Below are 24,296 nucleotides of genomic sequence, written 5' to 3'. Positions count from 1 at the left end.
ATGCGAAAAAGCAAATGCACCATGAGTATCCCTGCAATTATTGAGAGTTTTAACAATGGCATGAGCAGCATTGATATTGCGATACAAGCGAATGTGTCATCCAGATACATCAATATGGTATTGCAAAAGCATAATGTAGAGCGTCATCCGCACAGCAGTTGGTTAAGAAAGTATTCGGTCAATGAAGATTATTTCAAGACGTGGTCAGCCTCCATGGCATATGTTCTGGGATTTTTTGCAGCTGATGGATTTATGCCACAAGATTTACAAATAATAAGTTTTTCACAAAAAGACCCCAAGATCCTCGAAGACATCAAAAAAGAACTCCAATCAAAACATCCAATCATAATAAATCCACGAACAGGCGTACATTTATTAAACATCTCCAGCAAGGTTATGAAAGAAGATTTAATACACTTACATGGAATGATCCCTAAGAAGTCAACAACACTTGAGTTTCCGTATGTACCAGAGGAGTATTTAAGTCATTTTGTTAGGGGTTACTTTGATGGTGATGGGAATATTAACTTTGAAAAGAGAACGGTATCTTTTGTAGGTGGATCACTAAAATTCATGGAACAACTTAAGAAAAGATTAGAATTTTACTCTTTTGAACCTTTTATTGTAAGTAAGGAAAAGTATCATAGGCTATTTCTATCTGGCAGAAAAACTGTTTATAACTTTGGAAATTGGATTTATAGGGATAAAAACTTATATTTATTAAGAAAACATATAGAATTTAAAAGAGAAAAGCTATCGCCGGAACAATTAAATGACCGGCCAATTAAGATTACTAAAACTGCAGTAGAAGAAAGAAAAGAAAAATTACTTGATAATTACAAGTTAAAAGCAGATTTAACTGAAGCCTGTAAGAGTGCTAATATACAAATACAAACTTTTTATCGCTGGTTGAATACAGATGAAGATTTCAAGCAACGATTTAACTCGATGTTTTTTGAAATGCAGATAAAAAAATGAAAAAGCAAACACAGATCGGAATTAAGCGATCTGTGTTTTTTTATGAATAACTCCGAAAGAAGAAGAAAGATAGAGCAAACAAATATAAAGTAAGTTTATTATTTATAATTAGGTGACATAATATCTATTCTCGGAAGCTATGTGAGAATAGAAGGAAGAGGTCTCAAAACCAAAGATTACTTAAGATAGTGAGACGAAAAATGAAAAAACGAATTATTTTACTTATCTTTTATCTAAAAATTATAAACCGCATATGTATTTATCATTTAAACGATTACGTATCATTTCAAAATTTCCTTTAAATTATCTGATCTACTTATGTAATAATTACTAATCGCTTTTGTTATTTGTTCATTTACTCCATACTGTTTTTTATTTAAATCATTCTCCCAGATACAATTACTTATTTTCATCTTACTAAGAACTTTATTGTGTTCTTGAATCCCAAAAACTCAAATACTCTATTTTTAATTATGTGTATATGTGTAAATGTTTACTACCATACGTTTCAAACCCACTCTTATCAAGTTCAAATGCGTACTCTAACTTCATCATTTGCACAATTTTCGATTCGTAGTATAATGTTATACATTAATTCCGATAAAATTAATAGGAAAAGGCGGGATAGTATGGCTCAATCTGCTTTAAATACAAAAATGAACAAATCATATAAAAGCCAGCCAACTACCGAAGTAACTGAGTTAAGTCCTATGCAAAAACCATTAGTAGCATTAGGTGCATTAGCTGCTGTTATACTTCTTACAGCAATCGTTAGTGTTGCTGACTGGACGAAAGGAACTCTCTTTATTATAGGAATAATGCTTGGCTGTGCACTGCTTTATGCACGTTTTGGATTCACTTCAGCTTTTAGACGTCTCGTTTCTGTTGGAAATGTGCAAGGGCTGCAAGCACATATGGTGATGCTTGCAGTAGCATCCGTATTATTTGCTATTATTTTTAACACTGGTTTTAGTTTTACTGGTGCTGAACCAACCGGTAATGTATCACCAGTTGGTATAAGTATTTTAGTTGGTGCCTTTCTTTTCGGTATTGGAATGCAGTTTGGAAATGGATGCGCGTCAGGAACTCTTTATTCTTTAGGCGGCGGATCTTCATCTATGATATTAACGCTTATATCATTTATTGCAGGATCTGTACTTGGAGCTTACCACTTCACATTTTGGATGGGATTGCCTTCTCTTCCACCGCTTTCATTAAACCAAATTCCAGGAATCGGCTATATGGGTGCGTTAGTCATTCAATTAGGATTATTTGCTCTGATTTATTGGATTACCATTCAAATTGCTAAAAAGAAAAAACCGCCTATGATGAAGCCACTGCCGACTACAGTTGGGTGGAAAAAGGTACTTCGTGGTTCTTGGCCGTTATTTACAGCCGCAATCGTGCTCGCGTTGCTAAATGCATTAACGTTAGCGGTTAAAGGAAGTCCTTGGGGTATCACATCAGCGTTTGCGCTATGGGGCGGAAAAGTGATGATGGCATCAGGTATTGACGTTTCTGCCTGGGGTTACTTTGATGGCAAAAACGGAGAAGCTCTTTCTAAAAGTGTTCTAACGGATGGCACAAGCGTAATGAATTTCGGTATTATTCTCGGTGCATTCATTTCAGCTGCTTTCCAAGGAACGTTTAAACCAGGAAAGATTAGACCAGGTATTGCTGGTGCTTCAATAATCGGTGGATTATTGATGGGCTATGGTGCTCGATTGGCATTCGGCTGCAACATCGGTGCTTACTTTAGCGGAATTGCTTCATTTAGTCTTCACGGCTGGGTTTGGGCAGTTATGGCTATGTTAGGTACGTATTTAGCTCTGTTCGTGAGACCTATGTTTGGCCTAAGTAATCCAAAATCTACTGATTCAATATGCTAACAAAAAAGCTAATGGACATTGAATACGTCCATTAGCTTTTTTTATGTTTTAGATTCACAAGAAACCTGATACAGTAACTTTCCGATTTCACCCATAATCCTTCTTGATTCAGCACGATTAGGAACATTGTTACTTAATACAGAAACGGCATAGGTTTGACCAGGTAGATAAAATAATCCTACATTATGCTCGATTCCTGGTACATACCCTGTTTTATGAGCAAACTCCCAATTCGGAATCATTCCGATTACACCGTCTGCCTCTGGAAGAAGACTTGGCAGCAAGTCATTCATCTTTTGCTGCTTCATAATATGTATCATCTTTTTACAAGAATTCAATGAAACCACAGATCCAGCCACTATTTTCTTCAAAAATTCATTCATTTCATGAGCAGTTACGACATTCATCTTTCCAGGTTCTCTTGCAGCTTTAATTTGTAGTTTGTGATGTAAGTGACTTTGATTGAATCCCCATTCTTTCATATAAGAATTAATCTGATCTTGCCCTACTAAATCAATCAATATATTTGTCGCCGTGTTATCACTTTCAATAATCATTAATACGATTAAATCCTGAACGGTCCATTCTATACTAGATGTCAAATGCTTTATGATACCATCCCCAGGCACGATTTCTTCTTCTTTTACCCGAACTTTATCAGATAACGAACATTTCCCTTTCATAGCATGAGCAAATACGGCAGCCATAATGGGAACCTTGATAATGCTAGCTGAATAAAACAGCTCATTCGATTGATATTCAAAGCTTTCTTTCGTTTCAAAATGATAGATCGAAACTCCATATGTTCCATTTCCTGTAGAGATCAACTTTCGTAAGGCTTGTTCGTTTTGTTTCAGCATCCCCGCTTACCTTCTTTCATTATATAAGGCAGCTCTATTAATATTGGCTAACCCCGTTATGTTCATTTGAGTAAGCCATTTTAAATAGTTCCAGGTAGTCTTCTTTAGTAATTTCTCTCGCATTGCTTGATGTGGATCCATTCAAGTATGATGACTCAGCAAGATAATCGAAATCGTTCTCTTTCACTTCAGGTAAAGAGGAGAATGTTGGGATTGAAAGGTCTACTGCCAGCTGCTTCATTTCGTCTACGAGACGTGCGGTTGCATCACGATCTGAATCGACCAGAGAGGCAATTCCAATCGTTCTCGCGATTGCTGCGTGTTTTTCTAGTTCTGTCTCTGCATTATATTCAACGATATATGGCAAAAACATAGAATTGGCAACCCCATGAGGAGTATCATATAATCCGCCGATTGCCTCAGCCATGCAATGAACGGATGCTACATCAGCATGAGAGAAAGCCATGCCTGCAAGCGTTGAACCTACCATCATGTTGTATCTGGCTTCTTGATCATTCCCATCATTTACGGCTTTTCTTAAATAGGGATATATGTGTTTCATTGCTTGTAACGCAAGACCATCTGAGATTGGATTACTTCGTTTACAGGTAAAAGCTTCTATCGCATGTACTAAAGCATCCATTCCTGTGGATGCTGTTAAATGAGCAGGAAGTCCGTAAGTAAGCTCAGGATCCACAATCGCTAAAACGGGTGCGATCTTAACGTCCTTAATCGTAAATTTTATCTTTTTTGCTGTATCCGTAATAACCGATGAACGGGTTACTTCTGCACCAGTTCCTGCAGTTGTTGGTACAACAATGATAGGAGTTACTTTTTTAGGTACGTTATCTCGCCCAGCGTAATCCTGTGGTTCACCACCTAGGCACTGTAAAATGGCAATCGCTTTTGCTGAATCGATAACAGATCCCCCGCCTAATGCCAATATCGCATCGGCACGAAAATCTTTCGCATCTTCACCACCATTTTTACAATCGATATCACGCGGATTTGGCTTTACTTTATTAAACGTTCGGGTTTCAAACCCTTGCTTTTCTAACATTTGAATAGCTTGATTTACGAACCCCGTTTGCTCAATACCAGGGTCTGTCACGATAAAGATTCGATTTCCATCTAAAACTTCTTTTAAGTGTATCCCCATTTTTTTAAATTCACCATTTCCAGCTCGTATGATGGTAGGTAGATAAAAGTCGATGTTCTTCATAAACATAACTCCTCCTCTCTTTTTATCATCATAAAGGATAAAGAAATGGATTCAAAATAAATTATCTTAATTGCATGAAAATTTAAGAAAAAACAACAGCACCTGATAAAAGGTGCTGTTGTTCAACTTAACACATTAAAATACCTCGCTTCAGGATGTGCAAATACAATGGCAGAAACGGAAGCTTCGGGTTCCATCATGCAGCCGTCTGTTAATTGAATACTGATATCCTCAGGCTGAATCAGTTTGAATAGCTTTTGCTGATCTTCAAGTTCGGGACATGCAGGATACCCAAAGGAAAATCGCTGCCCTTGATAGCGTGCGGAAAACCGTTCTCTCATCGTAAAATCAACTGAATCTGGAAAACCCCAGCGATCTCGCATCTGCTGGTGAACCAATTCTGCAAAACCTTCTGCTGTTTCTAAAGCTAATGCTTGAAGTGCGTGGCTTTCAAGAAAACGGCCTTCCTGTTTAAGTTCTGAAGCTAGCTCCCGTATTCCAGTTCCAGCTGTTACTGAAAAGAAACCCACGTAATCCATTTCCCCGCTTTCTTTTGATTTTAAGTAATCCGCTATACAAAGATATGGTTCTTTGTTTTGTCTCGGAAAATCAAAAGTCTCAATAACTCTTTGATGATCAATAGGATCATAAATGAGTACAGAATCCCCATCACTTTGCGCTGGAAAGAATTGATACATCGCTGAAGGAGTGATTAAATTCTTTTCCTTCGCCTCTATTAACAGTGCGTCTACAACTGATTTAATTTGAAGGGTTTTCTCATCTCTTTCTTGGAGCAATCGTGATATTTTCCCTTTAATACCTAAATGATGTCCTAATAGCATCTGTAAATTGATATATGGCTGAATGTGAGACAATGAGTAATTTCTTAGAATATGTCTTTTGGTATCGATCGGAACGAAAACTGGAGCAGTCTGAGATACTTTTGACCGAATCCTTACAGCTGTTGCAACAGAGGAAGAACCTTCATAACTTCCTGCATCAGACACGACTCTTTTTTTCCTTTCCTGAAGTTCAACAGCCAGTTTATCGTAATCTTCTGGTGTTTGAATTTGGTTTGCAATTGAAAGTCCTTCCATTGCATCCTTCGCGTAAAGTACCATTCCTTCGTATTCTTTAGATATCTTTGTATCAGTGAACTTCCTTGATAGTGCTGCGCCTCCAACAAGTATAGGTGTTGATATATTCGCTTCACGCATGTCATTTGCAGTTAAGACCATCTGCTGAGCGGATTTTACTAGCAAACCGGAGAGTCCGATAATATTTGGCTTTTCTTTTTTAACTGCTTCGATTAAAGTTTGTGATGTTACTTTAATGCCTAAATCAACTACCTTAAACCCATTGTTGCTTAGTATGATGTCTACCAGGTTTTTGCCAATATCATGAACGTCTCCTTTAACGGTGGCGAGTAGTACTTTTCCTTTTGATGCAGACTCATCACTTGTTTCCATGTGAGGCTCTAAGTAAGATACAGATGCTTTCATTACCTCTGCACTTTGAAGGACTTCTGCAACGATTAACTGATTCTCGTTAAATAGGCGTCCTACTTCTTTCATTCCATTCATCAACGGCCCATTAATGATGGCTAAAGGTGTTGGATATTTTTCTAAAGCCAATTCCAAATCAGAATGTAATCCTTCTTTAGTTCCTTCTAAAATGTAATATTGAAGCCGTTCTTCTAAACTCATATCCGGCAGTTTTGATTTGATTTCTTTCTTCTTTCCTCTATAAAAGTCAGTAAAAACAGATAAAGCTTCTTCAGTTGTACGGAATAATAGATTTTCTGCAATCTCAATCTCGTTAGAAGAGATTGAAGCAAAGCGCTCTAACTTTTCTGTATTTACAATGGCATAATCCAGCCCCGCTTGTGTGCAATGATAAAGGTATACGGCATTTAACACTTCACGCCCTACAGGAGGCAAGCCAAACGATACGTTGCTGACCCCTAGGATGGTTAAGCACTCAGGAAAATGTTTTTTAATGGTGCGTATGCCTTCAACAGTGGCATTCGCTGATCCGATATATTGCTCATCACCTGTTCCAACTGGGAAAACGAGTGGATCGAATATGATGTCTGAAGGAGAAACGTTATATTTATCAACTAAAAGGTCATAAGATCTCTTTGCGATTTCCAGTTTTCGCTCGACAGATACACCCATGCCTATTTCATCGATCGTTCCGACAACGACTGCCGCTCCATATTTATGTAGAAGCGGGATCACCTTTTCAAATCGTTCTTCACCGTCTTCTAAATTAATGGAATTAATGATGGCTTTTCCTTGTGAATATTTTAAAGCGAGTTCTAATACATCCTCGTCTGTTGAATCGATGACAAAAGGAATCTTCACTTTCTTAACCGCTTCTTTCATAAACTCTTCCATATCACTTAACTCATCGCGGTCAGGGTCAGCTAAACAAACATCGAGTACATGAGCGCCGCCTTTTACTTGAGCTCTTGCGATTTCAGCAGCTTCTTCAAACTTTCCTTCAGCAATGAGACGTTTAAACTTCCGGGAACCGATCACATTTGTTCTTTCTCCAACCATGATGGGTCTTAATGTTGGATCATCATATATAAAAGGTTCGATTCCAGAAACCATATGTGTTTCGTTTACTTGCACCTGTCGCGGGGAATAGTTTTTCATTACTTTTGCAAGTGCTGCGATATGAGCTGGTGTCGTTCCACAACAGCCACCTACAATGTTCAGCCACCCTTTTTCCGCGAATCCAGATAGTTTAGCAGCAAGAGATTCTGGTGTTTCATGATAGTTTCCTTCTTCATCAGGAAGTCCTGCGTTCGGATAACAGCTTATTGCTGTTGAAGACAAATGAGATAAGGAACGAATGTGATCCTGCATGAATTCAGGACCTGTTGCACAGTTTAATCCCACTGCAACTGGATTCATATGCTTTAACGATATATAAAAAGCTTCAATCGACTGACCAGCAAGCGTAGTTCCCATCGGCTCGATCGTTCCAGACACCATGAGGGGAATTTCTTTGCCTGTTTGTTTCATTGCTTTCTCTATCCCTAGATAGCCCGCTTTTACATTTAACATATCTTGGCTTGTTTCTAATAGGAGCAAATCCGCCCCGCCATCAATCAACCCGCGAGCTTGTTCGGCATACGATTCACGTAAAGCATCGAACGTCGTACCCCCTGTAACACTGAGCGTTTTTGTTGTTGGACCGAGTGAGCCCGCAACAAAACGAGGCCATTCCTTTCTTGAAACAGCATCAGCTGCTTTTCTGGCAATGGAAGCTCCAAGCTTATTGATCTCATAAGCTCGATGTCCCAGGTTGTATTCATCGAGCACAAGATTCGTTCCACCGAATGTATTGGTTTCGATAATGTCAGCACCTGATTCAAGGTATTTATGATGAATGGACAGGATAACATCAGGTCTTGTTACATTTAAATACTCATTACAGCCGTCATATTCTTCACCGCCAAAATCATCTGGTGTAAGCTTTGCTTCTTGAAGCATTGTTCCCATAGCTCCATCCATTACTAAAATCTTTAACTTCAGTTGCTGTTCGATTGATGACTTAAGCATTCTGTGACCTCCTGGCTAGTAGTGATGGATGGTTCGCTTTCGCATAATGTGCTAATTCCACAGTTAGTTCATAACGCATGAATGGAGTAATCAAGTAGATGCCGTTAAAGAGTTCCATAGCTGTGTCTAATAATGATTTTGCGATTAGCAAACCTTCTTTCTGGGCTTGAGTAGGATCATCTTTAAACTTGCTCATGCGATCCCTCACAGAGTCAGAAAGCTTTATTCCTGGTACTTCATGATGTAAAAACTCTGCGTTTTGTGATGAAGTTAGCGGCATGATGCCAATATAGATTGGTTTATCAATGTGTTTTGTTGATTCATACGTTTCAATAAGTCTCTCCTCTGAAAAAACAGGCTGACTTATAAAGTAATCTGCGCCATAAGCAATTTTCTTTTCTAAACGATCGACGGCTTTGTCAATGGACCGGATGTTCGGGTTGAAAGCAGCTCCGACCGTAAAAGAAGTTTTCTCTCCCAGCTCTTTTCCAGAAAGAGATAAACCCTGATTAAACTGTTTTATAAGTTTTATAAGTTCAAAAGATGTAACATCATATACGGACGAAGCACCTGGGAAATCTCCGACACTTGCAGGATCTCCAGTAACTGCAAGTATGTCATGAATTCCATGTGTGTGAAGTCCCATCAAGTGAGACTGAAGACCAATTAAATTTCTGTCGCGGCACGTAATATGAACGAGCGGACGAAGGTCAAGTTGCTTTTGAACAATTGATCCTAATGCAGAGTTACATACACGAGGTGAAGCAAGCGAATTGTCAGCGAGGGTAAGTGCATCGATTCCCGCTTCTTTTAAGGCTTTTGCTCCTTCCATAAAACGCAATGTGTCTAACTTGCGCGGGGGATCTAATTCAACAATGATGGATTGCTTTTTTTTAACTTCTTCACTAAGTGGAACGTAGTTAGGTTTTGATGCTGACTGAATAACCAATTTTCTTTTTACTTGCTTTACTTCTTTTTCTGTTACAGCCTCTAAGTCTTTAAGTTCTTGAGAGAAGGCACGAATATGAGCAGGCGTTGTACCACAACAGCCACCTAATAGACGTACACCTTGCTGTCTAAACAAATGTGCACACTCTTTAAAATAATCAGCGTCTCCTTCATATATAAAACGGCCATCTGTATACGAAGGGAGCGAAGCATTCGGAAAAGCTGATAGGAAAGCGGAATTTGGCAATGGTACTTCTTCAAGCGTCTTCAGCATGTGATATGGCCCTAGACGGCAGTTTAAACCAACAACATCAGCTCCAATGTTCTCTAATCGGTTCAACGCTTCCGAGATCGGTGTACGGTCTTGCAAAAATCCCACTTCCTGCAATGACACTTGAGTAATAATAGGTAGAGAAGTTTCTTTTCTAGCAATCTCTAAAACCGTTTCAAGCTCTTGCAGGTCATAATACGTTTCTAACTGTATGCCGTCTACATTCTCCATTAATAAACAATATAACTGCTCGCGAAAACTGCGCTTGATTTCATCTAGTGAGATGCTATTAGGTTTAATACCACGTATTCCACCGATCGTACCCACAACATATTCATTTTGAGCTGCGTTTCTAGCAATTGAAACAGCCGCTTTATTAATCTCTTTTACATGATCTTGAAGGCCATAACGTTCGAGCTTCGAATAGTTCGCTGCATACGTATTGGTTTGAATGATGTTAGCTCCTGCATCTAGATAAGCACGATGAATGTTATAAATCTGGTCTGCTTGAGAAAGATTTAACTCCTCATAACAAAAGTCAGATCCATAGGAATACAGAAGCGTACCCATCGCACCATCACCAATCAGTATCTTGTTTTGTTCTAAGTCTGTGATTAAACTCATAATAGCCTCCTTTATAAAAAATAAAAAAGCCTTCTATAAAAGAAGACTTTTTCTTATGCGCCGGGGTCTTCTTATCTTTACGAGTCTACAAATGAACTCGCAGGAATTAGCACCATTTCAGCTTAAAAAGCTGCTGGTTGCTGAGGTATCATAGGGCCGCTCCCTCAACCTCTCTTGATAAGGTCTATTCTTTTGTTGTTTTACTAGCTAGGTTTCGATCAACTTTGTTCATTAATGCCTGTTTATAGACATTTTGTTTTTCTTTATCACTTAAAAAGCGGGAATCTGTTAGTTCTCTTAATAATGATCTTCGGCATGCTTCCGGATATTCCTTTTTTATAATAGCTCTGCATTCAAATAAAAATTCTAAATACGTTTCATAGTCTTCACTAAATGTTTGCTGCAACTCTTTTTTTATTGACTTGGATAAACTCGGACTCGCTCCACCAGTTGAAACAGAGAGTAGTAGTCTACCTCTTCTTATAACACTAGGAACAATAAAGTTTCCTAATTCCAAATGATCAGCCACATTTACGAGCTGATTCGTTTTAGCATGAGAAGCGATCCAAGAGTTCGTTTCATTAGAGTTGGTAGCCGCAATGATTAGAAATGCTTCTTCCAAATCTTCACGTTTCACTTCTCTTTCGATCCAAGTTAACTTTTGTTCAGAATGCCATTCCTGAATTTCGTTAACAGCCGCTGGACTGATTACAGTAATTATTGCTTCTTCATTCAAAAAATCTTTAATTTTACGGTAAGCTACCAAACCCCCGCCTGCTACAATAACAGTTTTTCCAGACAAGTTTACATGTATGGGATACATAGCATTCCTCGCACTTTAAGAAAATGCATATTTCTTAGTCTCAAGTGTTTCATTGATACGTGTGAGTAAAACTTCTTTTAGTATCGGATGGTAGCCGAGTGTCTCACAAAGAGTTACAATTTGTTTAGATTGTTGCTGATAGCGGCTTATCGTATGTTTCATCCCGTTTCTTAACAACCCTGAAAATAGAAGATACGGCACAACGATAACTTGGTCATACAACTCGCGACTATTCCATAGAGCCTCTTCAAAGCTCGGTTCTGAACCAGTTAGAAAGCAAACTTGTATGCTAGGGATTCCGTAATGGTTTTGAACGTTTGACGCTATTGCTTCTAGGTCCTGCTTAACATCTGGATCGGTGCTGCCTCTGCCTACAAGGAGAATATGTGTAATTTTCTTTAGCTTGACCGCACTGTTCATAATTCTCTCCCACAATAAATGCGGAATGGCTTCATGTACACCGAAGGGACGCCCGTAAATCACTTCTACTCCTGGATATTTATTCTGCAAGTGGTGAAGTTCTTGCGGAATATCCATTTTTATATGATTAGCACTTAATAAGAAAACAGGAATAACAGAGATACTCGTTGCACCTTTTTGTATACACGTTTTAAAACCTTGAGCGATAGAAGGTTCAGCAAGCTCTAAAAAACAAATCTCTTTTATTGAAACATCAACTTGTGCCATACAAAGTCTCACAAATTCTTCCGCTTCCATTCGTCCTTTTTTCAGTCTTGTGCCATGACAGATAAAGAGCAATGCCTTCATTTACAAGGCCCCGCTTATGGCAGCAAGCTTACTCGGTTCTTCATGCAGCTGTTCAAACCATTTCAGTTCACTGCGAAGACGAACGACTTCACCGACAATAATCATGCTCGGATTCTCAATTTGTTCTCTAACCACGATTTCCTCAATCGTATCCAGTGTACCTGTAACGGTTCGCTGATTCTCTAAAGATCCCCATTGAACAAGGGCAACTGGTGTTTCTTTGCTTTTTCCGTGTCTCGTTAATTGTTTACAAATATAACCTAGGTTGCCCACTCCCATATAAATCGCTAACGTATCAATACCGTTCACTAGACTCTCCCATTTCAGTTCATCATCTTCACCCTTTTTTCGATGACCTGTAACGACCGCAAAGCTTGAAGCGATGTTTCGATGTGTAACAGGAATACCTGCATAAGCTGGTGCTGCAATGCCTGATGTTATTCCAGGAATCACCTCAAACGGAATACGGCTTTTTGCAAGTGTTTCTGCTTCTTCTCCGCCTCTTCCAAACACGAAGGGGTCTCCGCCTTTTAACCGAGTTACTACTTTTCCTTTTTGAGCGTGTTTAACTAAGAAACTGTTAATCGTTTCTTGCTTCATGAAATGGTAGTTCGGCAGTTTACCGCAATAAATTAAGTCGCATTTCGGTTTTGCATAAGATAGCAGTTCTTTACTCACTAATCGATCATATAAAATAACGTCTGCTTCTTCTATACAACGAAGACCTTTTACAGTTATCAATCCCGGATCACCCGGTCCAGCTCCGACAAGATATACTTTTCCCATCATCATCACTCCTTAAGGATTTAATATCGTTTCACGTTCATAAAGCACGAACCCGTTGCCCGTACGAATTCTTTTCTTTTCATAAAGAGAGATCTCGTCAACATTAGGCTGTTTCAAAAAATACTTCTCAAGTTCTATGTCAACTAACTGAAAAGCTTGTTCATCTGTAGAAGCGGCTATCACAACAGGAATAACCGTTGATTTTGAAATGACTTCAAATCTGTAAAGATACATGGCGAGACCCCCATTTTATGAGACTTTTTCTTCTAATTCTTCAGCAATCTGGTTAAGATTACTTTGAAGCTGTTGTATACCAACGCGGTCTATATATTCAAAAAAGGTTTCTGATGGAAGTTTCGCAGCTTTAAAGGTTTTAAGGAAGCGCAGCAACACTTCATCAAGCAAATCCGCATGAAACTTTCCTTTTAGCTTTTCGTTAAACTTTCCTCCATCATCAAGTGTGCCTCCAACATAAATCTCAAAGGCTTGAACCATCTTTTTCTCTTTTGTTTTTAACAATACGCCTTGTAGGCCAATATCTGCGATTTGACGCTGACCGCATGAGTTAGGGCAGCCTACCATATGAATTCTAACGGGAACGTCCAAGGCTATTCTTTGATCGAGAACTTCTGCTATTCGGCGCATCCGTTCTTTCGTTTCAACAAGTGCTAAATTGCAATACTCGATACCGGTACAAGAAACAGAATGACCAATGAAAGATAGAGGCTGTGTGGTGATGCGTTTGAAAATGCCTTCTTTTAAGAGTGGCTCAACGTTTTCATGCTTTACGTTAGGAATGATTAAATTTTGAGAATTTACCGTTCGAATTTCACCGTTTCCGTATATCTTTGCAATTTCAGCAAGCTCTAATACCTCATCAGCATGAAGTCGGCCAACAGGTACGTTGAAACCGATATAACTCAATCCCTCTTGCTTTTGTGGATGAACACCATAAAAGTAGCCACCGTTCCACTTTTTGAGCGCATCTTTTCCTTTAGAGTGAAGGGGTCCAGTGTATTCTAATAGTTTTTCTTTAAATTTTTCCGGTCCCCAATCCGCCATCAAGAATTTAAGACGTGCAAGGTGACGCTTTTCCCGATATCCGTAGTCACGGAAAATCGTAGTAATCGCGATGGAAACCTCTTTTACTTGATGCGGTTCAATAAACACATCAAGCGGTTGTGCTAAGAATGGTCTAGATGATAGACCTCCGCCGATTTTTATATGAAATCCTGGAATCTCTTTATCTTCAACCTCTTTATAAGCAGGCGTAAATGCCACACAGTTAATTTCAGCGTGAGCACTATTGTTCACATTTGAACTAATGGACATTTTGTATTTTCTCGGCAAGTTAGAGAAATCTTCATTATGCTGAAAGAACTCATATACTTCTTTTACGATTTCTGTTGTATCGAATAGTTCATATGGATCGATGCCTGCAATTGGGTTACCCATAATGTTTCGGGTAATGTCTCCGCATGCTCCAGCGCTCGATAACCCAACTGCTTCCAACCGACTAAAAATGTCGGGAATTTGTTCGATTGTCAGCCAATGAAACTGAATAGCCTGACGTGTCGTTATATCAAAAACAGATCTTCCATAATCTTTGCAAATATGAGCAAGAGCTTTAACTTGTTCATAGCTTAAAATTCCTGATGGAACATTAACCCTCATCATAAAGTATCCGTCTTCTTTAGGGCGCTGCAGATAAAGTCCGGCCCACTTGAAACTATCCCATTCTTCTTTCGGAATAGAAGAAAAGCCACCTTGTGCGTAAAGAGGAATATCTTCAAATATCTTTAACCCATCTTTTACGAGCTTTTTTTGTTCTGTTTTATTAATCTTCGGATTATCTGCCCACGCTTTTTCATATGCCATCGTTTTCGATCTCCTTTATCGTTAGTTAAATCAGATTCCTGTTTTTCAAAAAGTCTAAGATGACCTCAACACTCTCGGTAACGCTTTGTTCGTTCGTATGAATGGTAAGAGCAGGTGATATCGGTTCTTCGTAAGGTGAATCAATTCCAGTAAAGTCACGGATTTCACCTTTTCGCGCTTTATTGTACAATCCCTTTGGATCTCTTTTCTCACATTCTTCAATTGGACAATCAACAAAGATTTCAACAAACTCTTCTTCTGAAACAATTTCCTTTGCTTTCTCTCGATCTTTTATGAATGGCGAGATAAATGCTGTTAGCACAACGGTTCCATTATCTACAAACAGCTTGGAAACTTCAGAGATTCTGCGAATGTTTTCCGTTCTATCTTCATCTGAAAACGATAAATCACGGTTTAATCCATTTCTGATGTTGTCTCCATCCAGTACATAGTTCCGAATGTTTCGCTCGTATAGTTCTTTGGCGACAGCATTTGCAATCGTTGACTTGCCAGAACCAGAGAGACCGGTAAACCAAAGAACAAAACTGGAATGTTTATTTTGTTTTCTTCTATCTTCTTTTGTAATCGAGCTATCATGCCAGATGATATTGTGTGGTTTGTTCATTTGAATCTCCTTTTCGCTCTTTTTCTTCCTGTTCTCTTAGCCCTTTTATTAAGACTTCTACTACTTCTTTACGGCTAAAAGTGCTAGGCGGCAGTTCACCATTACGAAGCAGCTCTCGTACCTTTGTTCCAGATAAAATCACATGATCTTCACTTGAGTGAGGACACGTTTTAGAAGAGGCCATTGCTTCACATTTTTTGCAAAAAAAGCTGTGTTCAAAGAAAAGTGTTTGTATGCCAATCTCACCCTCTGTAAACTGTGAAAAGATTTCTTGTGCTTCGTATGTCCCGTAATAATTACCGACTCCTGCATGATCACGGCCTACTATAAAATGTGTGCAGCCATAATTTTTTCTAACGAGAGCGTGGAAAATCGCTTCACGAGGTCCTGCATAGCGCATGGCGGCTGGAAACACAGCTAGGAAGACACGATCACTCGGATAATAGTTTTTCAAAAGAACATGGTAGCTTTCCATTCGAACATCGGCTGGTATATCATCAGACTTTGTTTCACCCACAAGCGGGTTTAAGAAGAGACCATCCACTGTTTCAAGCGCTGTTTTTTGGATATATTCATGTGCACGGTGAACGGGATTTCTCGTTTGAAAACCAACAACGGTTTTCCATCCCAAATCCCTAAATGTCTTTCTTGTATCACTAGGATCGAGATGATAGGCTTTAAATTCTTTCTTCTCAGGACGTTTAACAAGCGTGATGTCTCCGCCTATATACACAGAAGAACGATCCAGCAATTTCTTTACACCAGGGTGATCGTAATCCGTAGTTTTGTAGACTTTCTCTGCTTCTATTTGCTTAATGGGGGAATAGATATCTCCAACCAGCATGACTCCGTAAATATCTCCTTTATACGTTAATCGAACTTCTTCACCTATGCTGAGTCCTTCAGCTGTTTCACGATTAACGGGTAACGTGATCGGAAGACTCCAAACTGTACCATCACTTAGCCTGATATCATGAACAACAGATTGATAGTCTTCTTGATTTAAAAATCCTGTTAACGGGCTATATGCTCCTATAGCTATTAATTCAAGATCACTAAGTGCTGTCGCATCGAGAGTGATTTCTTTTTGTATGTGGTGATAAGGTGTGTCAGGCTGATAACGGTTGATTAATTTTCCTCCATGGGGCTGTATTGTACTCATTACGTTTCTCTCCTCCTAAATTTCTCTTTATTGGCTATCGTTTTGATGAAGGCCGCATTCGAGTTTTCCTAAACCAGACCAACGGCCAGAACGAAGGTCACCTGCGTTTAGTGCAGCCTGTGTACATGGCTCGCAACCTATACTCGGATAGCCATTATCGTGAAGTTTGTTATATGGCAAATCATTTTTGTGGGCATACCGCCAAATGTCTTTCCAAGTCCAATGAATAAGCGGACAAATCTTTATGCTTTTAAATCGCCTATCCCGATTAACAAATTGCGTGTTTTGCCGTGTAGGTGACTGTTCACGGCGCAGTCCTGAAAGCCAAGCTGTTATTCCATGCAGTTCTTCTTCTAAAGGAATCACTTTTCTAATATTGCAGCATTGATTCGGATTTAATTTCCAAAGCTCATCACCATGTTTGTTTGCTTGTTCTTCTAGTGAGAGTGCTGGGGCCTTCAGTTTGATACGAAGTGAAGGGTATCTTTTCTTAGCTGCCTCGATGACTTCATACGTTTCTTGAAAATGAAGGTGCGTATCTAGAAACACGATTTGTGCATCTGGCTTCACTTGGTTAACAAGATCAACTAGGACGCTTCCTTCTATACCAAAACTGCAAGCATAAACCAGCTCCTCGTCGTAAGTTTCATAAGCCCATTTCAAAACATGCAGTGCGCCTTTTGTAGAGTTATCACTATCAAAATCTTGAGTTTTCTCCTCCCATGTCTCGTACGTTAGCAATGCCTTACCTCCTTTTTGCCATGAAAAAAGCGGCTTTAACGTTTTTAGGGCTTTGCCCATTCGTTAAAACCGCCTCTAGTTTTCTAGTCAGCGCATTATTTAATTCTTACCTTCTCATTTTTTTCAAGCTGAATCACTTTTCCATCTTGCACAATCAAAGTAATCGATCCAAATTTGATATTGCTCAGCATTTTTTGCAGCTGAGGAAGAAAATCGTTTGCACTATTTTCGTTCGCCACTCCACTGCCTCCCTTTTTAAATCAAATATCTCTTACAAAAACAAAAAAACCTTCCCATTTCGGAAAGATAGTGGAGGTAAACGTATTACCTTATCTTCCAAAATGTAAAAACATTCTGCTGGAGTTAGCACCTTACGATCGCAGGTTGCCGGGTTTCATCGGGCCAGGTCCCTTCACCACTCTTGATAAGAGTTTAATTTTTAAAAATCATATCACATCTGAAGGGGATATCAAGACCTATTTTTTAATTTTTCTTTTTTTACAAAATATTTAAACAAACAGTTGACATTTTGTCTTTTTGGAACATATAGTAATAACTAAAATTTCATCCGCATCGCTGATCGGAAAACCGAAGGCTCTTAACATCACTTGTTAAGGGCCTTTTTATTTTGAGGAGGAAAAGTATGAAAAAGTTAATCGTATTAGCTTTAATCGGACTTGCTGCACAGTTGATTGATGGTTCACTTGGAATGGCATATGGAGTAACTTCAACATCTTTGTTATTAGTAGCAGGGATTACCCCTGCGGCTGCCTCGGCATCTGTCCATCTAGCAGAAGTCGTTACAACGGCAGCATCAGGAATTTCTCACATTAAGTTTGGAAATGTTGATCGCCAGGTTGTACTTCGTTTAATCCTGCCTGGTTCTATCGGTGCTTTTATAGGAGCATGTTTTTTAAGCAGCCTTCCTGGAGATGTAGTAAAGCCCTATATTTCAATCTTTCTTATTTTGCTGGGTGTCTATATTCTGTATCGTTTTCTTTTTAAGCTTGGTGAAAAACGAGCAGCCGCGAGTAAGCCTTTTACAAAAAAACAACTACTGCCGCTTGGTTTGTTAGCAGGATTTTTAGATGCTACAGGCGGTGGCGGATGGGGTCCTGTCACAACTCCAGTCCTTATGGCAAAGCAGGATATGAAAACAAGAAAAGTGATTGGTTCTGTCGATACGAGTGAGTTCGCTGTAGCAGTGTCTGCTTCCATCGGTTTCTTTATTTCGCTAGGCTGGGAACAAGTCGAATGGCTTTGGGTAGGAGCACTAATGGCTGGCGGAGTAATTGCAGCTCCAATTGCAGCTTGGCTAGTCAGATTAATCCCTTCACATATTTTAGGAGTTTTAGTTGGAGGTTTAATTGTGATCACAAATATCCGAACATTGCTTTATACCATAGGAATATCTTCTAATACGATGTATTCAATCTACTTCGTTCTCGCAGCATTCTGGGTTGTTGGAATTATCTATGCTGTAAAAAGCAATCCTGAAAATAAAAATCCAAAATTTTTAAAAAATTCTGTTGACTATTGATTATGAGCTATGTATTATAAATCTTAATTCAATATTCAAATCTTCTTATCCAGAGAGGCGGAGGGACTGACCCTATGAAGCCCGGCAACCAGCGTACACGCATGGTGCTAATTTCAGCAGAACAATTAACGTTCTGAAAGATGAGACTTCGATCGTGTGAAATCATCGGGACCTCTTCTTTTGGAAGAGGTCTTTTTTGTTGGATAAGTTGAATCTGAATTCAAATTGGATGCAAAAAAATTAAAAACGTTGAGGAGAGATTTGAAAATGAGCGAACAAGCAAAGAACGAAGAAAGACAATATGGATTTGAAACCATTTCACTGCATGAAGGACAAAAAGTAGACCCGACAACTGGAGCTCGAGCAGTTCCGATCTATCAAACCACTTCCTATCAGTTCAACTCTACAGAACATGCGGCAAACTTATTTGCGTTAAAAGAGTTCGGGAACATCTACACGCGTTTGATGAATCCGACTCAAGACGCTTTTGAGCAGACAATCGCTAAATTAGAAGGCGGAGTTGGTGCACTTGCCCTTGCTTCTGGTCAGGCTGCTATCACAAATGCCATTTTCAATATCGCAGGTTCTGGTGATGAGATTGTTGCATCCACTTCCCTTTATGGCGGAACGTATAACCTTTTCTCTGTAACGCTCCCAAAACTCGGCATCCAAACAAATTTTGCTGAGATCGATAATCTTCAGTCATTTAAAGATGCCATTACGGAAAAAACAAAAGCAGTCTACATCGAGACGATCGGAAATCCCAAAATCGATGTAGCCGATATTCAAGCAATCGCTGACATTGCACATGATGCGGGAGTTCCACTTATTGTAGATAACACACTGGCTACTCCTTACCTATGCCGTCCAATTGAACATGGAGCAGATATCGTTGTTCACTCCGCAACGAAATTTATTGGCGGTCACGGAACATCAGTCGGTGGTGTAATCATTGATTCTGGAAAATTCGACTGGAGCAATGGTAAGTTCCCAGGTCTGACAGAGCCAGATCCAAGCTATAAAGGAATCGTGTACACGGAAGCATTCGGTCCGCTTGCATATATTTTAAAAGCTCGCGTGCAGCTGTTACGTGACTTAGGATCTTCCATTGCCCCGTTCAACTCGTTCTTATTTATCCAAGGGCTAGAAACGTTAGCTCTTCGAATTGAAAGACACGTTGAAAATACATTAAAAGTAGCAAAGTTTTTAGAAAACCATCCATCCGTTGACTGGGTCAATTATGCGGGCTTACCGAGCAGTCCTTATTATGAACTCGCTCAAAAATACTTGCCAAAAGGAGCGGGTGCAATTCTTACGTTTGGTGTTAAAGGCGGTGTTGAGGAAGGTAAGAAACTAATTGAAAATGTCAGCATCTTCTCTCACCTTGCAAATGTTGGAGATTCTAAATCGCTGATTATCCATCCTGCGAGTACAACACACCAGCAATTATCAGAAGAAGAACAAAGAAAATCAGGTGTTTCACCCGAGTTAATTCGTCTTTCAATCGGTATTGAGACAGTGGATGACCTTATCTATGATCTTGATCACGCACTGAAAGCGATCGCTCTTTCCCCGAGTGGATTGTAATGTTAGAACAGCTCAGAGCATTTGCTCTGAGCTGTTTTTTTGTAAAGAATTCTAGATAGCCTACATAATTTACCATCCTTTAATGAATCATTCATTAATATAAAGCGCTTGCATTTTCATAAGCATGTACTATAATACTTGTATACAAGTATACTCGTTCTATTAAAGGAGGTTATTTTATTGAATGAATCAAAGGATTCTCTTTATCCTGCAAAATGGTTATCTAAAGCCTCAACTGGTGAGCGTGTAACATGCGAGCTAAGAATGCGAATCATTTCTGGGCTAATTGAAAGCGGTACCATACTCTCTGAAAATAAATTAGCTGCTGAATATAATGTAAGCCGCTCACCTATTCGTGAAGCGTTAAAGGTTCTTGCAAACGAAAATCTTATTCGATTAGAACGCATGGGAGCAGTCGTCACTGGAATAACAGAAAAAGAAGTTGAAGAAATATACGATGTCCGATTGATGATTGAGACATTTGTTTTTGAACGTCTTGTTAAAAAGGACACTACGGAATTAGTGACAGAGCTCAACAAGATTTTAGAAATGATGCAAATTGCTATCAAATACAAAGACGCGGAAGAGTTCGCCTTTCAGGATGTCTTATTTCATGAAACGATCATTCGTGCTATCGATCATTCCTACATAACGATGATCTGGAATAACACAAAACCAGTAATGGAAAGTTTCATTTTATTATCAATGCGCATGCATTTTAATGAAAAGTACGATGATCTTTCCCGTATCATGAAAAACCATGAATTATATATCGATGCGATTTCTTCAAAAAACAGAGACGTCATGATTCAATCACTGCATCAAAACTTTGATGATGTACAAGGAAAAGTAGATGATCTATGGATGTCACAACAAATGCTATCAAGAGCACGGGAGCAAGAAAAGGAGTAAACAAATGTTAGATATCGACGGTACACAGCAAAGAAAAAGCTATATGGTAGGAGTCGACATCGGTACCACAAGTACGAAGGCTGTTATGTTTAGTGAAAATGGTGAGGTGATTGCACAAGAAAATATCGGTTACCCGCTTCATACTCCTGATATTTCAACAGCTGTTCAAGATCCAGAACAAATTTTTCAAACAGTTTTGCAAACCCTTACAAATGTATTAAAAAAATCTAAGTGCTCCCCTGAAGAGATTTTGTTCATCTCATTTAGCAGTGCCATGCATAGCGTTATTGCGATGGATCATAACGATCAGCCATTAACACCTTGCATTACATGGGCAGATAATCGAAGTGAAGCTTGGGCTAGGAAGATAAAAGAAGAACTGAATGGTCATGAAATTTACAAAGTAACGGGTACACCGATTCATCCGATGAGTCCATTAAGCAAAATCTCATGGATTGTAAATGAACAACCTGAAATTGCTGCCAATGCTAAAAAATATATAGGAATTAAAGAGTACATTTTCAAAAAGTTGTTTAATGAATATGTTGTTGATCATTCTTTAGCTTCGGCGATGGGTTTAATGAACTTAAAAAAGTTGGATTGGGATGAAGAGGCCTTAAACGTAGCGGGTATCACACGTGATCGACTCTCTAACTTAGTCCCTACAACTGCTGTTTTTACAAATTGTCATATAGATTTAGCGAAACAGATTGGTATAAATCCAGAGACACCATTTATTATTGGAGCCAGTGATGGTGTGTTATCTAACCTTGGAGTCAATGCGATCGGCAAAGGGGAAATTGCTGTCACGATTGGTACAAGCGGTGCCATTCGAACTATCATTGACCAGCCGCAGACAGACGAAAAAGGCAGGATCTTTTGCTATGCTCTAACCGAAAACCATTGGGTAATCGGCGGGCCTGTTAACAATGGGGGCGTTGTCCTACGGTGGATTAGAGATGAATTTGCAGCATCGGAATTAGAAACAGCAAAACGATTAGGAATCGACCCTTACGAAATTCTAACCAAGATTGCTGAACGCGTGAGACCTGGTGCTGATGGATTGTTATTCCACCCTTACCTTGCTGGAGAACGTGCTCCATTATGGAATTCAGATGTACGAGGTTCATTTTTCGGACTAACCCTTTCTCATAAAAAAGAACATATGATAAGAGCTGCCTTAGAAGGTGTGATCTACAATTTATACACTGTGTTCTTAGCATTAGTAGAATGCATGGATGAGCCTGTAACCCGTATTCAAGCAACTGGTGGGTTCGCACGTTCGGAGATTTGGCGTCAAATGATGTCAGACATATTTGATACAGAAGTGGCTGTACCCGAAGTTTTTGAGAGTTCCTGTTTAGGCGCATGTATTCTAGGTTTATATGCTACAGGAAAAATAGAGTCATTTGAAGCCGCTTCTGAAATGATTGGCAGTACGTTTAAACACACACCTAATGCAGAAGCCGTAAAAGAGTATAGAGAATTATTACCGATCTTTATTAGTTTATCTAGAAAACTAGAAGAAGATTATACACGTATTGCAGCTTATCAAAGAACCTTAAGCAATAGAGAAAAATAACATCAGGAGGATCTTATCATGCCATTATTTATTGTAGCTTGTGGTATTTTAGCATTATTGCTATTAATCATGTATTTCAAATTAAACACGTTTATTTCATTAATCATCGTTTCATTTGGTGTCGCGTTAGCGCTTGGAATGCCGCTTGGCGAAATTGTTAAATCTATTGAAGCGGGATTAGGCGGAACACTTGGCCATCTAGCATTAATTTTTGGACTTGGTGCCATGTTAGGTAAATTAATTGCTGATGCCGGCGGTGCACAACGAATTGCCATTACTTTAATTGAGAAATTTGGAGAGAAAAAAATTCAATGGGCGATCGTTGTTGCTTCATTCATTATCGGTATTGCTCTATTTTTTGAAGTTGGTTTAGTATTATTGATTCCAATCGTATTCGCGATTTCAAAACAATTACGCGTTTCTATTCTTTATCTCGGTATTCCAATGGTAGCTGCGTTATCTGTTACTCATGGATTCTTGCCTCCTCACCCAGGACCAACCGTAATTGCGGGCGAATTTGGTGCTAACATTGGTGAAGTGCTGCTTTACGGTTTCATTATTGCGATTCCAACTGTTATTCTAGCAGGACCAGTATTTACGATGATCGCTAAAAAAATTGTTCCGGATTCATTTAATAAAACCGGTAATATTGCATCACTTGGCGAACAAAAAGTATTTAAATTAGAAGACACACCTTCATTTGGTATCTCTGTATTTACAGCAATGCTTCCCGTTATCTTAATGTCTATCGCAACCATTATTACCTTGGTTCAAAACACAATGGGAATCGCGGATAGCAAAACATTTGAAATCGTACGTTTTGTAGGTGATGCTTCTACTTCCATGTTGATCTCATTATTAGTAGCCATCTATACAATGGGACTAGCAAGAAATATCCCGATCAAAACCGTTATGGATTCATGTACAACAGCGATTACACACATTGGTATGATGCTTCTAATTATTGGGGGCGGTGGTGCTTTCAAACAAGTTCTCATTAACGGTGGTGTTGGTAACTATGTAGCTGATTTATTTAAAGACACTACCTTTTCACCCATTCTACTTGCATGGATGATTGCAGCCATCCTTCGTATATCTTTAGGTTCTGCAACCGTTGCAGCTTTAACTACCGCAGGGCTCGTGATTCCATTGCTTGGCCAAACTGATGTTAATCTAGCGTTAGTTGTACTTGCAACAGGAGCTGGTAGTTTGATAGCCTCACATGTCAATGATGCAGGTTTCTGGATGTTCAAAGAATATTTTGGTTTAAGTATGAAAGAAACGTTTGCAACTTGGACGTTGCTAGAAACCATTATTTCAGTAGCCGGCTTAGGATTTATCTTATTACTGAGTTTGTTTGTATAAGGATATTTGAAAGTAGTTGATTTCCGTTCCAGGTGCTCGCTTTCCGCGGGGCAGGCGGTGAGCCACATTCTTAACGTTTCACTTCTAAGTGTCTCACCTGCCCGCCTGTCCCGCAGGAGTCTCACACCTTGCACTCCGATCAACTAGTCAAAGAAGTAAA

The 24,296-nt window shown here is 39.2% G+C and carries 20 protein-coding genes and 3 riboswitches; of the genes, 7 read left to right on the top strand and 13 right to left on the bottom strand.

All coding sequences use genetic code 11. From position 1 onward, the window contains the following. Both P8610_RS06830 and P8610_RS06825 read left to right on the top strand, forming a co-directional pair. Window positions 1-978, top strand: a complete 978-nt coding sequence (locus P8610_RS06830; RefSeq protein WP_394603699.1) for an LAGLIDADG family homing endonuclease — start codon at window positions 1-3, stop codon at window positions 976-978. A gap of 629 nt (window positions 979-1,607) precedes the next feature. Further along, a complete protein-coding gene (locus P8610_RS06825) occupies window positions 1,608-2,867 on the top strand; it encodes a YeeE/YedE family protein (protein ID WP_394603698.1) in 1,260 nt (419 codons plus the stop codon). A gap of 41 nt (window positions 2,868-2,908) precedes the next feature. Here the strand turns inward: P8610_RS06825 and P8610_RS06820 are convergent, their stop codons facing one another. From P8610_RS06820 to P8610_RS06760, 13 genes are all read right to left on the bottom strand, one after another. Beyond that, window positions 2,909-3,727 carry a serine hydrolase gene (locus tag P8610_RS06820; RefSeq protein WP_394603697.1) on the bottom strand — a complete coding sequence of 273 codons (819 nt, stop codon included), beginning with the start codon at window positions 3,725-3,727 and terminating at the stop codon, window positions 2,909-2,911. Window positions 3,728-3,764: 37 nt separating this feature from the next. Continuing rightward, window positions 3,765-4,949 (bottom strand): iron-containing alcohol dehydrogenase, encoded by a 1,185-nt coding sequence (locus P8610_RS06815; protein ID WP_394603696.1) that lies wholly within the window; start codon window positions 4,947-4,949, stop codon window positions 3,765-3,767. Window positions 4,950-5,071: 122 nt separating this feature from the next. Beyond that, entirely contained in the window at window positions 5,072-8,524 is a 3,453-nt protein-coding gene (metH, locus tag P8610_RS06810; RefSeq protein ID WP_394603695.1) for a methionine synthase, read from the bottom strand. After that, window positions 8,517-10,367 (bottom strand): bifunctional homocysteine S-methyltransferase/methylenetetrahydrofolate reductase, encoded by a 1,851-nt coding sequence (locus P8610_RS06805; protein ID WP_394603694.1) that lies wholly within the window; start codon window positions 10,365-10,367, stop codon window positions 8,517-8,519. The genes metH and P8610_RS06805 overlap by 8 nt, the downstream gene beginning before the upstream one ends. 68 nt (window positions 10,368-10,435) lie before the next feature. Continuing rightward, window positions 10,436-10,551, bottom strand: a riboswitch (SAM riboswitch). Continuing rightward, window positions 10,552-11,190 (bottom strand): precorrin-2 dehydrogenase/sirohydrochlorin ferrochelatase family protein, encoded by a 639-nt coding sequence (locus P8610_RS06800; RefSeq protein ID WP_394603693.1) that lies wholly within the window; start codon window positions 11,188-11,190, stop codon window positions 10,552-10,554. Between the two features lie 15 nt (window positions 11,191-11,205). After that, window positions 11,206-11,958, bottom strand: a complete 753-nt coding sequence (locus tag P8610_RS06795) for a sirohydrochlorin chelatase (RefSeq protein ID WP_394603692.1) — start codon at window positions 11,956-11,958, stop codon at window positions 11,206-11,208. Beyond that, window positions 11,959-12,744 (bottom strand): uroporphyrinogen-III C-methyltransferase, encoded by a 786-nt coding sequence (cobA, locus tag P8610_RS06790; protein WP_394603691.1) that lies wholly within the window; start codon window positions 12,742-12,744, stop codon window positions 11,959-11,961. A 12-nt stretch (window positions 12,745-12,756) separates the two neighbouring features. Further along, complete coding sequence (locus P8610_RS06785) at window positions 12,757-12,978, bottom strand: DUF3906 family protein (protein ID WP_394603690.1); 222 nt, start codon at window positions 12,976-12,978, stop codon at window positions 12,757-12,759. Between the two features lie 15 nt (window positions 12,979-12,993). Further along, window positions 12,994-14,622 carry a nitrite/sulfite reductase gene (locus P8610_RS06780; RefSeq protein ID WP_394603689.1) on the bottom strand — a complete coding sequence of 543 codons (1,629 nt, stop codon included), beginning with the start codon at window positions 14,620-14,622 and terminating at the stop codon, window positions 12,994-12,996. Between the two features lie 25 nt (window positions 14,623-14,647). Further along, window positions 14,648-15,247, bottom strand: a complete 600-nt coding sequence (cysC, locus tag P8610_RS06775; RefSeq protein WP_394603688.1) for an adenylyl-sulfate kinase — start codon at window positions 15,245-15,247, stop codon at window positions 14,648-14,650. Then, window positions 15,216-16,409 carry a sulfate adenylyltransferase gene (gene sat / locus P8610_RS06770; protein ID WP_394603687.1) on the bottom strand — a complete coding sequence of 398 codons (1,194 nt, stop codon included), beginning with the start codon at window positions 16,407-16,409 and terminating at the stop codon, window positions 15,216-15,218. The genes cysC and sat overlap by 32 nt, the downstream gene beginning before the upstream one ends. Before the next feature lie 27 nt (window positions 16,410-16,436). After that, window positions 16,437-17,150 carry a phosphoadenylyl-sulfate reductase gene (locus P8610_RS06765; protein WP_394603686.1) on the bottom strand — a complete coding sequence of 238 codons (714 nt, stop codon included), beginning with the start codon at window positions 17,148-17,150 and terminating at the stop codon, window positions 16,437-16,439. 95 nt (window positions 17,151-17,245) lie between these two features. Next, the gene (locus tag P8610_RS06760) at window positions 17,246-17,350 is read right to left on the bottom strand and encodes a DUF2292 domain-containing protein (protein ID WP_394603912.1); all 105 of its coding nucleotides are present in this window, start codon (window positions 17,348-17,350) and stop codon (window positions 17,246-17,248) included. A 126-nt stretch (window positions 17,351-17,476) separates the two neighbouring features. Further along, a riboswitch (SAM riboswitch) is annotated at window positions 17,477-17,581 on the bottom strand. A 212-nt stretch (window positions 17,582-17,793) separates the two neighbouring features. On the opposite strand from P8610_RS06760, the gene P8610_RS06755 reads away from it, so the two are divergent. From P8610_RS06755 to P8610_RS06735, 5 genes are all read left to right on the top strand, one after another. Then, window positions 17,794-18,690 (top strand): sulfite exporter TauE/SafE family protein, encoded by an 897-nt coding sequence (locus P8610_RS06755; protein ID WP_394603685.1) that lies wholly within the window; start codon window positions 17,794-17,796, stop codon window positions 18,688-18,690. Between the two features lie 42 nt (window positions 18,691-18,732). Then, window positions 18,733-18,837, top strand: a riboswitch (SAM riboswitch). Between the two features lie 120 nt (window positions 18,838-18,957). Continuing rightward, a complete protein-coding gene (locus P8610_RS06750; RefSeq protein WP_394603684.1) occupies window positions 18,958-20,277 on the top strand; it encodes a homocysteine synthase in 1,320 nt (439 codons plus the stop codon). Window positions 20,278-20,457: 180 nt separating this feature from the next. Further along, entirely contained in the window at window positions 20,458-21,189 is a 732-nt protein-coding gene (locus P8610_RS06745; protein ID WP_394603683.1) for a GntR family transcriptional regulator, read from the top strand. Window positions 21,190-21,232: 43 nt separating this feature from the next. Further along, the gene (gene gntK, locus P8610_RS06740) at window positions 21,233-22,771 is read left to right on the top strand and encodes a gluconokinase (protein ID WP_394603911.1); all 1,539 of its coding nucleotides are present in this window, start codon (window positions 21,233-21,235) and stop codon (window positions 22,769-22,771) included. Between the two features lie 18 nt (window positions 22,772-22,789). Beyond that, the gene (locus tag P8610_RS06735) at window positions 22,790-24,136 is read left to right on the top strand and encodes a GntP family permease (RefSeq protein WP_394603682.1); all 1,347 of its coding nucleotides are present in this window, start codon (window positions 22,790-22,792) and stop codon (window positions 24,134-24,136) included. Window positions 24,137-24,296: the final 160 nt, after the last annotated feature.

The sequence above is a fragment of the Fictibacillus sp. UD genome (genome assembly GCF_043558025.1).
GTDB lineage: Bacteria > Bacillota > Bacilli > Bacillales > Fictibacillaceae > Fictibacillus.
The sequence above is the reverse complement of the archived record's forward strand: the minus strand, read 5'-3'. Positions and strand labels throughout refer to the sequence as shown.

What these genes read in the sequence shown, in the direction of transcription:
- P8610_RS06750 (WP_394603684.1), top strand. Translation starts at nt 18,958, where the DNA reads ATGAGCGAACAAGCAAAGAACGAAGAAAGACAATATGGATTTGAAACC.
- P8610_RS06800 (WP_394603693.1), bottom strand. Translation starts at nt 11,190, where the DNA reads ATGTATCCCATACATGTAAACTTGTCTGGAAAAACTGTTATTGTAGCA.
- P8610_RS06755 (WP_394603685.1), top strand. Translation starts at nt 17,794, where the DNA reads ATGAAAAAGTTAATCGTATTAGCTTTAATCGGACTTGCTGCACAGTTG.
- P8610_RS06780 (WP_394603689.1), bottom strand. Translation starts at nt 14,622, where the DNA reads ATGGCATATGAAAAAGCGTGGGCAGATAATCCGAAGATTAATAAAACA.
- cysC (WP_394603688.1), bottom strand. Translation starts at nt 15,247, where the DNA reads ATGAACAAACCACACAATATCATCTGGCATGATAGCTCGATTACAAAA.
- sat (WP_394603687.1), bottom strand. Translation starts at nt 16,409, where the DNA reads ATGAGTACAATACAGCCCCATGGAGGAAAATTAATCAACCGTTATCAG.
- P8610_RS06735 (WP_394603682.1), top strand. Translation starts at nt 22,790, where the DNA reads ATGCCATTATTTATTGTAGCTTGTGGTATTTTAGCATTATTGCTATTA.
- gntK (WP_394603911.1), top strand. Translation starts at nt 21,233, where the DNA reads ATGGTAGGAGTCGACATCGGTACCACAAGTACGAAGGCTGTTATGTTT.
- metH (WP_394603695.1), bottom strand. Translation starts at nt 8,524, where the DNA reads ATGCTTAAGTCATCAATCGAACAGCAACTGAAGTTAAAGATTTTAGTA.
- P8610_RS06795 (WP_394603692.1), bottom strand. Translation starts at nt 11,958, where the DNA reads ATGAAGGCATTGCTCTTTATCTGTCATGGCACAAGACTGAAAAAAGGA.
- P8610_RS06825 (WP_394603698.1), top strand. Translation starts at nt 1,608, where the DNA reads ATGGCTCAATCTGCTTTAAATACAAAAATGAACAAATCATATAAAAGC.
- cobA (WP_394603691.1), bottom strand. Translation starts at nt 12,744, where the DNA reads ATGGGAAAAGTATATCTTGTCGGAGCTGGACCGGGTGATCCGGGATTG.
- P8610_RS06805 (WP_394603694.1), bottom strand. Translation starts at nt 10,367, where the DNA reads ATGAGTTTAATCACAGACTTAGAACAAAACAAGATACTGATTGGTGAT.
- P8610_RS06830 (WP_394603699.1), top strand. Translation starts at nt 1, where the DNA reads ATGCGAAAAAGCAAATGCACCATGAGTATCCCTGCAATTATTGAGAGT.
- P8610_RS06820 (WP_394603697.1), bottom strand. Translation starts at nt 3,727, where the DNA reads ATGCTGAAACAAAACGAACAAGCCTTACGAAAGTTGATCTCTACAGGA.
- P8610_RS06815 (WP_394603696.1), bottom strand. Translation starts at nt 4,949, where the DNA reads ATGAAGAACATCGACTTTTATCTACCTACCATCATACGAGCTGGAAAT.
- P8610_RS06785 (WP_394603690.1), bottom strand. Translation starts at nt 12,978, where the DNA reads ATGTATCTTTACAGATTTGAAGTCATTTCAAAATCAACGGTTATTCCT.